The sequence below is a fragment of the Schinkia azotoformans genome (assembly GCF_035811335.1).
Taxonomy (GTDB): Bacteria; Bacillota; Bacilli; order Bacillales; family Bacillaceae_J; genus Schinkia; species Schinkia azotoformans.
Genome location: NZ_JARSMD010000029.1, coordinates 75,094 through 88,293, shown reverse-complemented (window position 1 = coordinate 88,293; position 13,200 = coordinate 75,094). Strand labels below are relative to the sequence as shown.

Sequence of the window (13,200 nt, the reverse complement as noted above, 5' to 3'; positions counted from 1 at the left end):
AAGTGTATTGAAAATAATGAGCTGAAAAATAGACTAGGTGAAGTTGCTATCGATATACTAAAAAGAAAAGGAGGTTTTCATGAATGTTAATTGAAATGTGGACCGATTTTGCTTGACCATTTTGCTACATTGGTAAAAAGCGTCTGGAGGACGCTCTTCAGAAGATCGATCATCCTGTTAAGGTAGAATACCGTAGTTTTGAGCTAGACCCTACGATGGAACGTGAAGTTGACCAAAATATGTATGAAAAACTGGCTGAAAAGTATGGAATGAGCTTAGAACAAGCAAAATCAAATTGCCGAAATATCGAACGAATGGCGGCAGAGATTGGCTTGGACTATCAATTCGATACACTCATTTTAACAAATACATTTGATGCACACCGACTCACAATGCTTGCTAAATCGCATGGATTAATGCAGGATATGACAGAACGAATTTTGCGTGCTTATTTTTCAGAATCAAAGCATATTGGTGACCATGCCACTTTAACTGAGTTAGCGGTGGAAGTTGGGTTAAATCATGATGAAGTTGCAGCAATGCTTGCTAGTGATGATAGGAGCGATGAAGTTCGGGCTGATCAACAAGAAGCTGTCACGCTTGGAATTAGAAGCGTTCCGTTCTTCCTAATCAATAGAAAATATTCGCTGACAGGGGCCCAACCGACAGATGTATTCGTGCAAGCCCTTCAACAGGTCTATTCGCAGGATGGACCATATAAGATAGATGCAAGTGAAGATTCGAATGTTAACACGGATAAAGCTGTAGCTACCGGTTCGGATGAAAGCTTGGTATGCGACGAAAACGGTTGTGAAATACCGAAGAAATAGCTTACCGATTTTCCGGGCTTCAACCTGTTGGTGAAGCCCGTTTCCAAATTATCATACAAACTAATCCTCTTCTACATCGGCACTTTTCCTCCGCTTAATTGCCATAAATACCGTTACAAAAACAATTAGCCCAACAGCAAGTAATACCAACGTAACAACATTCAAAACATTTAACACTTTAGCCTGCAAGTATATTTCATTATTTTGTCCAGGCAAAAGATCCCACTCAAAAGTTTTGATATCATCAGTTTCCCCATCAATCACCCTACTGGCATTATGCCCCTCTACATCAAAAGGAAGTGTCAATAATATCCGCAAATCCATTTTATCTAAAAACATCTGAAACAAAGCATTATTACCTTTAGCAAAACTCATTAAATCAACATTAGTTTCTATAGTATAAATATTAAAAAAGAAGCCTTTGTCAACAGTAAAATTTAAATGATCCTTCGAAGAATTAACGGATGATATGTATGTAATTAACTCTCCGCCAATCCCTTCAGAGATTTTATTAACATGCTTTTTCGCTTCAACACCAAAATATCCGTTATCTTTAAAATTGGAAACTATGAATCCATCCTTTTGAGCAATTTCTCTAAATTTCTCAAGGGGATTGTTTTTATCATTAAAAGTGGATAATAAATCGGAATCGATCGCTAACCGATAATTTAATTCACCGCTGCCATCTTTATTTACTGTGACATGAAATACACCACTCACACACCCCGTTAGGAAAAAGAGTATGATGACACCTACTACTATTAGCTTGATCCTCATTTTTCATCACCTTCTACTTATTCACTTTTTGCCCTAATAAACCATATTCAAGCTGTTTCAAAAAATAATCCTTCCTTTAAAATAAAGGAGCTACTGAACACCCAGCAGCTCCCCCAAAAAACACTATATATACTTCCGATGCATTGCCTTTCCATCATAGGTAAATAATGCACCTTTACTCTCAACAATCGTTTCCATATGGACAGGGCGTCCCCATAGCTGATAAATGTACGGCATTACTTTTTCCAGATATTTAATATCAAGTTCAATTCCTTCGTACCAATGCTTCAGATACAATTCCCCGTTTTTTAAATAATCACCGTCATTTACGGTAATATACGGAAACCCGCCATTTACACGCATATTTACTAGTTGATCACGGACGCTCTCCCATTCTTTATCAATAATTTTATAGTCTTTCCCTTGTTTTTGGAACAAATACATATCCTCACGGTAAACTAAGTCTTTTGTTAGATAGTTACGAATAAACGAAATATCCGATTCGACTTCTCGAACCTCGAATAATTTTTCACGTCCTGAACCAGATTCCACACCGAGCTTTTTCATTTCATCTGTCGGGTTATTGTAACGCTCCTCAATGTCTTCGAATATTTTCAAACCGAGGTAATACGGATTAATTGATGTCCTGGAAGGCTGAACAACACCTGCATTCAGTTTCGCAAATTCAATTGCTTCATCCGAAGTAAGTTCCAATTCCCGGATAATGCGGGCATGCCAGTAGGATGCCCAGCCTTCGTTCATGATTTTCGTTTCCAACTGTGGCCAGAAATACAACATTTCCTCACGCATCATCGTTAAAATATCCCTTTGCCATTCATCTAGTTCGCGGCTATATTCTTGAATAAATAAGAGGATATCTTTTTCAGGCTGCGGTGGAAATCTTTTTCTTTTCTTTTTGGGCTGATCTTTTTTTACATTCCGATCATCCATCCGCCACAAATCATCATATGGTGTGACATTGGTCTGTTCATCCTCTTCTTCATCAACAAATATATCCTCAATCGACCAAGAAAGCTGTGGTCTTAATATTGAAGGATCAATATGCTCTTGAATCGCAAGCACCGCATCTAAAAATTTCTCAACCTCAAGCTTCCCATGATCATGTTCATATTTCTTAATTCGATCAGCTGTTGCCGCCATGCTTTCAACCATATCCCGCTTCGTATTACTAAAGCGAACATTGTTTTTGAAAAAATCACAATGTGCTAAAACATGAGCAACGATTAATTTATTTTGAATTAAACTGTTAGTATTGAGCAAAAAAGCATAACATGGGTTGGAGTTAATAACGAGTTCATATATTTTACTTAATCCTAAGTCATAATGAAGCTTCATTTTATGAAATTGCTTTCCGAAGCTCCAATGCGAAAATCGTGTTGGCATACCGTAAGAACCGAATGTATATATAATATCGGCAGGACATATTTCATAACGCATTGGATAAAAGTCTAGACCAAAGCCTTTCGCAATTTCGGTAATTTCCTCTATAGCATATTGTAATGCTTGATGTTCATTTCTCGCCATTTTCATCTCCCCTTTTAGTCAAGCTGTTTTACTCTGTATGTTCAAAAAACTTGAAAACAACTTCTCTTTATGTAAATTTATGTGTTATACCTAGTTTTAATGAAAAAGATTAGCAAGAAAAAAACAGGTGTAATAAAAACTCACCTGCGATTAGCATTATTCATTCTTTAATTTATCCTTTAAAGCAAAACCAACAAGCCAAATAAATAGCGGCACACAAATTGCAATAGATAGGGAAATGCCGATCCATTCGTGTTCAATAAATCGCATTGCCCGTGCATGGTCAAAAACGATCCAATAGCCGAATCCACCAAACAAAAGCCCGACCGGGATTATTAGCGGACGATAGCTTTTAAGTCCAAAGACTTTTTGTAGGGAAATCGAAGCACAATATAGACTCATCATACTTTGTGTTAAAAGTGATACTGCGAAAAATGCAACCATAATCATTTCATATCGATGTATGTAAACTCCAATTTGTGCACTTCTCGCCATCTGCATACAAGAAACAATATATTCTCCGGCCACACGTGCTGACAGTACACCCGTTTCAACAATTGGCCACATTAATATAAATCCTGCTCCATATAAAACACCGGCCAGATTTGACCGTTTCCATACCTTGATTTGCTTAACATTTGGCAAGATCAGCGCAATCATCATAAACACCATTGTCCAGTCAGCAAATAAATGGCGCCCCGCCCATGCTGTATTTACTACACCTGATTCGAAAATTGGCAAAAGCTCGCGTATATCAAACTTCGCTATCGATCCAAGCAGCAATAATATATTTAAGCTTAGGACTGAAAAAACACCAACTAGTGCCATTCTTGCAATGACCTCTATGCCAAAATATATTGCATAACACCCGACTACCATCGCAACAATAATAAATACCATTGTATGTGCATCAGGCAAAAAGTAGTCTTTTAAATGGTAGACAAATGTTGCCATAATGGGTCCCATTGAACAAAGAAAATAAATAAAAAAGATAATCGCCAACAACTTTCCAAACCAAGCTCCAATCATCTTTTTACCTTGTTCAATTAGGTCTCCCTTTGGCATCCGCTGTATAACCAAAACAACGAAAACTATAAAAGCGGCAGCGACCATATTCGCAATAATGGTTGAAAGCCAAATATCCCGCCCAACTTCACGTGCCATACTTCCCTGTGTTAGACCAATCGCTTTTGCATAAACCATGTTAATGATTAATCCCATTAACATTCCATTTGTAATTTGAACTCTCATCGCTCATCCCTCATCATTTTCCGGAACGGGTTGGACTGTATAATAAAACTCCACCTTTTACCTTTGCGTCGACATTTACTGTAAACTCCACATCTGAAAAAGTTGAATTCCATGACTTTTTAATGGTTTTCCACTCACTGGGAAACTTATTATTAAATCTTTGACCCAATTCTAGAAAATCCGATTTATACTCTTTTTGAGCTTTTGTTAGTAATTTTTCGATATTCCCCTTAACGGTTCTCTCTAGTTCTTTTTCTATCGTTCTTACATCTTCCTCATCTTCAATGGTAAAAGGACAACCTGCTTCGACAACATTCACAAATGCTTTAAAATTAACAGTAAAAGAAGGCTTCCCATTTTTATACGCTGGAGTCACATCGAATCTATCATGAACAATTTCCGCTGTTAGTACATCCTCTGGATTTTTCGGACATGATAGTACAACTATTTGCGATCTTACCTTTTCAATAAATAATACAGCTGCTTTAGAATCATCCCTGTCCAAAATACCAACAAGTTTGTCTCCCTTAAATACACCGGCTCCTTCTAACTCAACTTGTTTATAGGCCCCTGCTTGACCTACTTTTTTATTAGAAACCCCGCGTTCAATCAAACGAACTCTTGCAATAACCGGCTGGGTTGTTTCACTTAAGTAGGCCGATTGGACGTCAAGTAATTCCGTCCTTGGGGATGCCCCTGAAATATCTGTGTAACGATAAAGCTTGTCAAGTGCTTCCCCGGGAATAACCTCCAACCCAGTCACAGTAGAAATTACGTCTTTTGCCTTATTCGGTGTTATGGCTACCCAAGTCCGCATACGCAGCTCGGGATTTCTTGTAAAAAAATCAATAACATCCTTAATTCCTTCCCTTGCTACATCTTCATTTATTACGATGATATAGTTATGGGCCCAAAACACCCTCCGTGTTGAAAATGATGCCAAATGCCGAATTGCTTCAAATAATGTTTCACCTTGGGAAGATGCGGACCAAATTGGATCACCTGTACCACCAGAAGGTGCTCCCGTTTGTCCCCTTGAATCTGCAGGGCGGGCAACTTCTATCGTTACTTCATACCCTTTATCTTCAGAATTTCCCTCTGTAGGGTTCTCAATTTTATCAATGCCTACGGCCATAACTATTGCCAAATCATTAATTTCTCTTTTCCCACTGCAACCTGAAAGGATAATGATCAGAATAACAAATGATAAGTAGATCGGCTTTGTCATTCATTTTTCTCTCCTTTCAGTTTTTTTGGTTTTCTAAAGCCTTTCTTAGATTCTTGAACGTCTTTATCAGCCTTATCAGCCTTATCATCCGTTTTTTCGTTCTTTTTACCTGGTTGAATTTCCGGTGGCTGCGGTATTTGGTTCTCTTTTACCCGGTCTTCCTGCCCTTCAGCTAGTTCAGGTTGACTTATCATTTTCCACCATGGGAAACGGATGAGTGCATCTTTTTGATCTGATGGTTTAAAGGGCGTGGCAGGTGCTAAATAAGGTTCACCAAAGGAACGAATGGAAATGGCATGGATGGCCAGTAGGGAAAAGCAAGCAGCAAATCCTAACAACCCCATCGTTCCTGACGCAATTAGCAGTGGAAATCGGATAAGCCGAATGGAAAAGGATGCCGCATAGTTTGGAATTGCAAATGAGGCAATACCAGTCAACGCTACAACAATGACCATAAAAGGTGACACTAGTCCTGCTTGAACAGCAGCCTGTCCTATAATTAATGATCCAACGATACTTACAGCCTGCCCAACTGGCTTAGGCATTCGTAAACCAGCTTCGCGCATGAGTTCGAAAGCCGTTTCCATAATAAGGGCCTCTAACAATACTGGATATGGTACAATCTCACGACCAGAAGCAATTGTTAACGCCAACGAAGTAGGAATCATCTCTTGATGGAAGCTTGCCAACATAACATAGAACGATGGCAAAGTTAGGCTTATCAGAAAAGCAATGTAGCGAACTATTCTATAAAAAGTAGCTGTATAGTATCTGGAATAATAATCATCACTTGCCTGTAAGAATTGCCAAAAGTAGGTCGGTGCAACCAACACAAATGGTGAATTATCAACAAAGATGGCAACTCTGCCCTCAAGAATAGATGCTGCTACCTTATCAGGTCGTTCTGTGCTTTGAATCGTTGGGAATGGTGAGAGCGGTGCGTCCTCAATCAATTCTTCTATATAGCCACTTTCTAAAACTGAATCAATTTTTATCTTTTGCAGTCTGCTCCTTATCTCTTTTAATACTTCCTCTTTTACAGTACCTTTCAAATAAGCGATATTTATATCTGTTTTAGTTTTTGTTCCGATTTTCATTGCCTCTATTCTGAATAACGGGTCACGTATACGGCGACGAACTAAAGCCGTATTCGAACGGACGTTTTCAGTAAACCCATCACGTGGTCCTCTAACAACCTGTTCTGCGACAGGTTCATCTACGGAGCGCGTATTCCAACCTCTTGTTGAAACAGTAAAAGCTTCTTTACTACCATTTATAAAAAAAACGGTATTACCGCTTAAGATTTCATCAATAGCCTCTTCTAGCTTTGTTAAAGGCTTTGTTGAAGGATGTAGAATCAAATTTTCAATCATTTTTTTTGTAATATCATCTTTAATAGGACCAACTTCACTATTTACAATTAATTCTGAGGTTTTGAAAAACATCACTTCTATAACGTTTTGAATTTCTTGTGTATTGACAAGACCATCCGTATAAAAACAGACCATCCGAATATCAGTATGTGCATGAAAAATGAATTCCCTTTTTGCGAGATCGACACTGTCTTCTAGAATGTCTTTAATAATCTTTACATTCTCATCTATATTTTCTGCAAATTGTTGCTGGAGTTTTTCTTTAATTGAATTGTTGTCCATATAAGTACCCCTTCACACGGCATGCCTATTATTTTCTTTCCTTTTCGACAAGGTTTTATTCAATTTTTGGTTAAATCTAGTACGGGACGGAAAAAATAGTGAGTGAAATTCCGAATAATTTTTTTATGAAAGGGCGTTATTAGTGTGGATTTGTATCATTCTTGGATATATGTAAATGTTTTAAATACAACCCCGTTTTTGTGGACAGTGGTAATTGCAGTATTTACCTTTAATTTTTTAGGCCCTTTGCTAATTTGGTTTGTGATGAATAGTAAAAGTATTCCAATATTAAATACGTTCACTCAGAAAAAAGAAAAAGAGCCTACTGGTTAACAGGTGGACTCTGGTTCTTCATCTTTAGTTGGCATACCTAAATATTCTTCAATTTTGTTCTCAATTTGCTCTTGGGTTGGTTCTATGCCTGCAAATGGGAATGTCAATTCTCTAACGAACTGTCCTTTTTTAGTTACATGTATTGCCACTGTTTTGGCAATTTGGCTATATTCAACATGAAAAACGTAGCCTTCTCGTTCAATCGCACCCATGAAATTACCACCTTTATTGATTCATTGTCCTGTCGATTATTTTAACCATAATGAATTATTTATATTTCTTATTTGATTAGTTTTGTATTCCCATGTCAACATTTACTGAAATCGTCGGAGTGTAAAACTTTTTTTTTATCATAAACTATATTCAATTCTTCGAAAGGGGAATGTGAATATGAGTGCTGTGGATTATGACAAAGCATTGTTTTATATGAATAGGGGAGAATGGGATAATTTACTGATATTAATGGTGCGTACAAAGGATGATTTTTTATCAAAAAAGATTGAACAATTCCTCCATGCCTGTAATTTCAGTCGAGATTATTCAGTCATCGAGAATAAAGCGTATCATCTTCTTACGTATGTGGACCATGCCTTATCATCTGTTCCGTCTTCCGCTTCCGTTTATGGCTAATTGTTAGTATGATTAAATAAATTTTAATATATACGAGTAAAATTAAGGAAGGTGTCATTTCTGACAGCCTTCCTTTTTGGAAAACATAGTACCTGAGGTGAAAGAAAATGGACATTAGACCAACTGAAGATGATATTCAACTGCAAGATACGTTAAATAATTTAAATGGAAAATTAATTCACATTACAAAGGAGCTGAATCGTGATACGGATGAAACAACGATGACTCTATCTAGGGCTAACCTGCATGAACGGCCTCCCACAATTGACGGTTATGTATCGCCTTACGTTTTACAGATACATGGAAAAGGAAGAATCGGTACATCGTCCGCCCAATACGAACAAATACCCTATGAGATATACGAAATTCCTTTAACGAATAAACTCCATACTCATGTACAGCCAAACCATATATCGATCAAAACGGAGGACGGCACATATACGATTACGTACCATTAAAAACCGCAGTATGGGGACAGGCACCAAAGCAATAAAGCCCACAATGTGGGCTTTTTGTTAATTAAGCAATTGATCAATTTTATTCATTAGATCTGTGCTGATTTCATCTAATTTTGCGATACTGTTGTCAAGTGAGTTGCCTCTAACACCAAAATAGAATTTCACTTTTGGTTCGGTGCCGGATGGACGTAAGCAGAACCAAGAACCGTCTTCAAGAATGTATTTTAGTACATTTGATTTTGGCAAATCGATTTTTTCAGCCTTCCCGGACTTTTCATTTGCCACACTCTTTTTCTCGCTTGTTAAATAATCCTCAATTTGAACAACCTGTAAATGGCCCATTTCGGCTGGCGGATTCTTGCGGAATGTCGTTAATATTTCTTGAATTTTCTCGGCCCCTTCTTTTCCTTTTAACGTCAATGATTTTAATCCTTCACGGTAAAAACCATACTTGGCATACAGATCAAGAAGAGCATCATATAATGTCATGCCTTGTTTTTTATAGTATGCAGCAACTTCTACTGCCAATATTGCTGCTTGAACAGCATCCTTATCCCTTGCAAAATCACCGATTAAATAGCCATAGCTTTCTTCGTAGCCAAATTGGAATATGTATTCTCCGCTTTGTTCATATTCTTTAATTTTTTCACCGATGAATTTAAATCCGGTTAACGTATCAATTGTATCCAAACCAAAATCTTCTGCAATCGCACGACCGAATTCAGACGTTACGATCGTTTTCAAGACTACACCGTTGGAAGGTAAGATACCCTTTGTTTTCTTCGCTGATAACAAATAATGAAGAAGGATTCCTCCAGTTTGATTTCCCGTTAAAATCTCATAATCACCAGAGCCGTTTCTCACTGCAATTCCAAGGCGGTCGGCATCCGGGTCGGTTCCAATTAACAAATCAGCATCAACCTTCATACCTTCTTTAATCGCTAATTCAAAGGCCGCATGCTCTTCCGGATTTGGAGATTTCACAGTTGAAAAATTAGGGTCGGGGAGCTCCTGCTCTTTCACAATTGTCACATTTTTAAAGCCTAATGCTTCCAGTCCCGCACGCACAGGTTTGTTGGCAGTACCATGTAAAGGTGTAAAGACAACCTTGACATTATTTTCTTCAAACAATTGTGGATTAAGGGAAATGGTCTTCACTTGCTCAATATAAGCTTTATCGATATTTTCACCAATGATATGTAACAGACCTTTCGCCTTTAAATCTTCTTCCCTTGCCACTTCAATCGTTAATTCATTTTCAACTTCATTGACTTTTTCGATCACTCTATCAGCAGCAGCCGGTGGTAATTGACATCCATCGTTTCCGTACACTTTAAAACCGTTATATTCTGGCGGGTTATGGCTAGCCGTAATGACGATTCCGGAATAAGCATGTAAGTATCGCACTGCAAATGAGAGCTCCGGAGTCGGTCTTAATTCATCGAAAATATAGGTTTGAATACCGTGGAAACCTAAAGTTTTGGCAGCCTCCATCGCAAATTCAGGTGATTTATGGCGACAGTCATATGCAATCACCACTCCTCGGGCTTTCGCTTCCTCACCATTTGCTTCTATGTATCTTGCCAGTCCCTCTGCAGCTTTTCGAATTGTATACACATTCATCCGATTTGTACCAGGTCCCATCTCCCCGCGCATTCCACCGGTTCCAAATTCTAAATTTTTATAAAAGCTATCCTCTAGCCATTTTTCATCGTCTTTTTTATCTTGTAAAATTAGTTTTAGCTCCTCTTCTAAATTTTCATAGGTAGCCCATCGTTCATACTGCTCTTTCCAGTTCATTCAACTTCCTCCCATTTTTTACTTTACCTCTCCTAATAGTATTTATATTTTCTCACTTCATTCTCCTTTTAATTTCTTTATTTTTAACAATAAATTCACAAGGAATTTTTTAGGTGGTATACTTAGGTCTTAAATAAGCGGTATGTTCTGAATATTTTTACTGCAGGAGGACTAACTAAATTGAACTGGAGATCACCATATATATTACTAGTCATTGCAGCCTTATTATGGGGCGGTAACTTTGTGATTGGAAGAGGATTTGCTGCCACAATGCCGCCCTTTACATTAGCTTTTATCCGCTGGGTAGTCGCTTTTTTATTCTTTTTGCCCTTCGCCAAAAACGAGCTCGTGGCGAACATTCCTTTATGGAAAAGGGAATGGAAAACATTGTTTTGGATGTCACTAACAGGAATCGTTGGGTTCAACACGCTTTTGTATATTGCCGTCCACTATACAACATCTATTAATGCAGCTCTTATTAACGCGCCAACACCAGCCTTAATCGGACTCTTGTCATTTTTATTTTTAAAAGAAAAAGTCTATACAAGACATATGATCGGGATTGTTTTTTCAATTATTGGTGTAACTTGGATTGTTAGCCGTGGTTCACTTGAAGCGCTTCTATCCTTCTCCATTAATAAAGGAGAGCTTTGGATGCTTGTTGCGATTACTTCCTGGTCCATTTATTCAGTCATCGTTAAGAAAAATACAGGCAGGCTACCGGCTGCTGGTTCGTTCCTAGTTACAATTATCATCGGCATGATAATTCTGGCACCATTTGCTGTATATGAATGGATCGTAGATAAACCAATGACGATAACCTTTACCTCCATTTTAGGATTTCTATATATTGGGATTTTTGCTTCCATTGGTGCATTTTTAAGCTGGAATAAAGCGGTGGCTGATCTTGGTCCAGGGAAGGCTGCCCCATTTTTAAACCTAATCCCTGTTTTTGCATCTATATTTGCAATTTCATTTATCGGAGAAACACTTACATCCGCCCAATTAATTGGCGGTGCGATAACGATATTCGGAGTTTTAATTACAACAGGTATATTTATTAGAAAAACACCTATCACAGCTATTCAAAATCAAGCCAAAAGTGGGGGTTAAAACAAGCCCCACTTTTTCTTTTTAACCTTTTGTTTTCCTTCGATTAACGATTTTAATCTGGCTGGGTAATTTGTAATAATCCCGCTAACCCCATAATCAATCATTCTTTTCATACATTCTTCCGAATTACATGTCCAGGCGAACACCTTTAATCCATTTTCAATTGCTTTCCGGACATCATCGGCTCGAAGCGCTCTCTGGTCAGGGTGTAATGACTCCACCGGAAGTCCGAACAGTTTTGCAAAACCTACATGATCCACTACATTCTCAAAATATAACAAGCCGATTTTAATATTTCCGTTTTGTTTTTTTAAGCGATACAAGCACTGATGGTCAAAAGAAGAGACAATTACTTGATCAATTCGGTCATATCGCTGCAGTAAATCTAACAGTTTTTCTTCAATTCCCACATAGAAGGAGGGAATGTTTTTTATTTCAATATTGATTACTATCTCTTTCGGTACAAGATCGAGAACTTCCTCTAAAAGTGGTATTTTCTCACCTTTATATTTATTTGAAAACCAGCTGCCTGCATCATATTTTTTTAGCTCTGCCGTTGTCATTTCACCAATGATCCCTTCGCCGTTTGTAGTCCTTTTAATATTTTCATCGTGGATAACGGCTAAATGTCCATCTTTTGTTAAATGAATATCCAATTCAATGCCTTCGCATCCCTGCTCTAAACCTAATTGAAAGGCAGCCAATGTATTTTCCGGTGCCTCCCCCGATGCTCCGCGATGTGCAATAATTAATGGCCTGATTTTTTCCATTGAAATGATCCTTCCCTTCATTTTAATTTATGCCTAATACACTAAACAAAGTAACAATTTTTCATTGTTTTTCATTGATAATCATGGTATAGTGTCATTAAATCAAATTAAACATAGTATATTGATAGGAATTATGTATTTTTATTCGATTTAGGGAGAGTGTACCATATGGGACGTGAATTTATTAAGTTATTTGATGAATGGGCAGAAAGCTATGACAATACAGTAGTAGGTCATGATGAAGAATATAAAGAAGTATTTGAAGGCTACGATGAAATTTTAGAAGAGGTTGCTTCTAAAGTGAACGGAACGGTCATTGAATTTGGTGTTGGGACAGGCAACCTGTCTAAAAAACTGCTTGAAAAAGGCCATAATGTAATAGGTATCGAGCCATCTAAAGAAATGCGAGCAATGGCAAAGCAAAAAGTGCCAACTCTTTCCCTGCTTGACGGCGATTTTTTAAACTTACCAGAATTAAATATTAAAATTGATGCAATTGTAAGTACTTGGGCTTTCCACCACCTTACTGATGAAGAAAAAAACGTAGCGATTGGAAAGTACAGCCACTTACTTGAAAAAGGTGGAAAAGTTGTATTTGCAGATACTGTATATGAAAATTCAGATGCAAAACATGCTATAATAGAGGACGCGGAACAAAAAGGCTACAAGAATTTGGTTGATGACTTAAATCGCGAATATTATACAATGCAAGATGTACTCCGTGAACAATTTACCGAGCACGGTTTCTATGTAACTTTCAAACAATTAAACAAATTCGTTTGGTTAATAGAGGCCGAAAAACAATAAGTT

At 37.7% G+C, this 13,200-nt stretch carries 13 protein-coding genes; 5 read left to right on the top strand and 8 right to left on the bottom strand.

The features are described 5' to 3' along the window. The first annotated feature begins 128 nt into the window (after positions 1 to 128). Entirely contained in the window at positions 129 to 830 is a 702-nt protein-coding gene (locus tag P9E47_RS18550; RefSeq protein ID WP_326164335.1) for a DsbA family oxidoreductase, read from the top strand. A gap of 60 nt (positions 831 to 890) precedes the next feature. On the opposite strand, the gene P9E47_RS18545 is transcribed toward P9E47_RS18550, so the two are convergent. From P9E47_RS18545 to P9E47_RS18520, 6 genes are all read right to left on the bottom strand, one after another. Next, positions 891 to 1,607, bottom strand: coding sequence for a hypothetical protein (locus P9E47_RS18545; RefSeq protein ID WP_326164313.1), 717 nt, complete (start codon positions 1,605 to 1,607; stop codon positions 891 to 893). 123 nt (positions 1,608 to 1,730) lie between these two features. Continuing rightward, a complete protein-coding gene (locus tag P9E47_RS18540; protein ID WP_326164311.1) occupies positions 1,731 to 3,152 on the bottom strand; it encodes a SpoVR family protein in 1,422 nt (473 codons plus the stop codon). A gap of 156 nt (positions 3,153 to 3,308) precedes the next feature. Further along, positions 3,309 to 4,403: a GerAB/ArcD/ProY family transporter gene (locus P9E47_RS18535; RefSeq protein WP_003332968.1), complete on the bottom strand. Its 1,095-nt coding sequence runs from the start codon at positions 4,401 to 4,403 to the stop codon at positions 3,309 to 3,311. A gap of 13 nt (positions 4,404 to 4,416) precedes the next feature. Then, the gene (locus tag P9E47_RS18530; RefSeq protein ID WP_003332969.1) at positions 4,417 to 5,631 is read right to left on the bottom strand and encodes a Ger(x)C family spore germination protein; all 1,215 of its coding nucleotides are present in this window, start codon (positions 5,629 to 5,631) and stop codon (positions 4,417 to 4,419) included. Then, positions 5,628 to 7,286, bottom strand: coding sequence for a spore germination protein (locus tag P9E47_RS18525; RefSeq protein WP_326164309.1), 1,659 nt, complete (start codon positions 7,284 to 7,286; stop codon positions 5,628 to 5,630). The genes P9E47_RS18530 and P9E47_RS18525 overlap by 4 nt, the downstream gene beginning before the upstream one ends. A gap of 329 nt (positions 7,287 to 7,615) precedes the next feature. Continuing rightward, positions 7,616 to 7,831 carry a DUF5370 family protein gene (locus tag P9E47_RS18520; protein WP_003332972.1) on the bottom strand — a complete coding sequence of 72 codons (216 nt, stop codon included), beginning with the start codon at positions 7,829 to 7,831 and terminating at the stop codon, positions 7,616 to 7,618. Between the two features lie 178 nt (positions 7,832 to 8,009). Here P9E47_RS18520 and P9E47_RS18515 point away from each other — a divergent pair, with 178 nt between their 5' ends. Both P9E47_RS18515 and P9E47_RS18510 read left to right on the top strand, forming a co-directional pair. Further along, positions 8,010 to 8,249 (top strand): YhdB family protein, encoded by a 240-nt coding sequence (locus P9E47_RS18515; protein WP_003332973.1) that lies wholly within the window; start codon positions 8,010 to 8,012, stop codon positions 8,247 to 8,249. 107 nt (positions 8,250 to 8,356) lie between these two features. Next, positions 8,357 to 8,707 (top strand): hypothetical protein, encoded by a 351-nt coding sequence (locus P9E47_RS18510; RefSeq protein ID WP_003332974.1) that lies wholly within the window; start codon positions 8,357 to 8,359, stop codon positions 8,705 to 8,707. A gap of 57 nt (positions 8,708 to 8,764) precedes the next feature. Here the strand turns inward: P9E47_RS18510 and P9E47_RS18505 are convergent, their stop codons facing one another. After that, the gene (locus P9E47_RS18505) at positions 8,765 to 10,507 is read right to left on the bottom strand and encodes a phospho-sugar mutase (protein WP_326164307.1); all 1,743 of its coding nucleotides are present in this window, start codon (positions 10,505 to 10,507) and stop codon (positions 8,765 to 8,767) included. Positions 10,508 to 10,687: 180 nt separating this feature from the next. Between P9E47_RS18505 and P9E47_RS18500 the strand changes: the two genes are divergently transcribed. Next, on the top strand, positions 10,688 to 11,620 hold the full coding sequence (locus P9E47_RS18500) for a DMT family transporter (RefSeq protein ID WP_003332977.1): 933 nt from the start codon (positions 10,688 to 10,690) through the stop codon (positions 11,618 to 11,620). On the opposite strand, the gene P9E47_RS18495 is transcribed toward P9E47_RS18500, so the two are convergent. Then, on the bottom strand, positions 11,617 to 12,390 hold the full coding sequence (locus P9E47_RS18495; protein ID WP_003332978.1) for a glycerophosphodiester phosphodiesterase: 774 nt from the start codon (positions 12,388 to 12,390) through the stop codon (positions 11,617 to 11,619). The two genes, P9E47_RS18500 and P9E47_RS18495, sit on opposite strands and share 4 nt — an antisense overlap. 168 nt (positions 12,391 to 12,558) lie before the next feature. Between P9E47_RS18495 and P9E47_RS18490 the strand changes: the two genes are divergently transcribed. Next, positions 12,559 to 13,197 carry a class I SAM-dependent DNA methyltransferase gene (locus tag P9E47_RS18490; protein WP_326164306.1) on the top strand — a complete coding sequence of 213 codons (639 nt, stop codon included), beginning with the start codon at positions 12,559 to 12,561 and terminating at the stop codon, positions 13,195 to 13,197. Positions 13,198 to 13,200: the final 3 nt, after the last annotated feature.

What these genes read in the sequence shown, in the direction of transcription:
- P9E47_RS18530 (WP_003332969.1), bottom strand. Translation starts at nt 5,631, where the DNA reads ATGACAAAGCCGATCTACTTATCATTTGTTATTCTGATCATTATCCTT.
- P9E47_RS18520 (WP_003332972.1), bottom strand. Translation starts at nt 7,831, where the DNA reads ATGGGTGCGATTGAACGAGAAGGCTACGTTTTTCATGTTGAATATAGC.
- P9E47_RS18495 (WP_003332978.1), bottom strand. Translation starts at nt 12,390, where the DNA reads ATGGAAAAAATCAGGCCATTAATTATTGCACATCGCGGAGCATCGGGG.
- P9E47_RS18515 (WP_003332973.1), top strand. Translation starts at nt 8,010, where the DNA reads ATGAGTGCTGTGGATTATGACAAAGCATTGTTTTATATGAATAGGGGA.
- P9E47_RS18490 (WP_326164306.1), top strand. Translation starts at nt 12,559, where the DNA reads ATGGGACGTGAATTTATTAAGTTATTTGATGAATGGGCAGAAAGCTAT.
- P9E47_RS18505 (WP_326164307.1), bottom strand. Translation starts at nt 10,507, where the DNA reads ATGAACTGGAAAGAGCAGTATGAACGATGGGCTACCTATGAAAATTTA.
- P9E47_RS18510 (WP_003332974.1), top strand. Translation starts at nt 8,357, where the DNA reads ATGGACATTAGACCAACTGAAGATGATATTCAACTGCAAGATACGTTA.
- P9E47_RS18535 (WP_003332968.1), bottom strand. Translation starts at nt 4,403, where the DNA reads ATGAGAGTTCAAATTACAAATGGAATGTTAATGGGATTAATCATTAAC.
- P9E47_RS18525 (WP_326164309.1), bottom strand. Translation starts at nt 7,286, where the DNA reads ATGGACAACAATTCAATTAAAGAAAAACTCCAGCAACAATTTGCAGAA.
- P9E47_RS18540 (WP_326164311.1), bottom strand. Translation starts at nt 3,152, where the DNA reads ATGGCGAGAAATGAACATCAAGCATTACAATATGCTATAGAGGAAATT.
- P9E47_RS18545 (WP_326164313.1), bottom strand. Translation starts at nt 1,607, where the DNA reads ATGAGGATCAAGCTAATAGTAGTAGGTGTCATCATACTCTTTTTCCTA.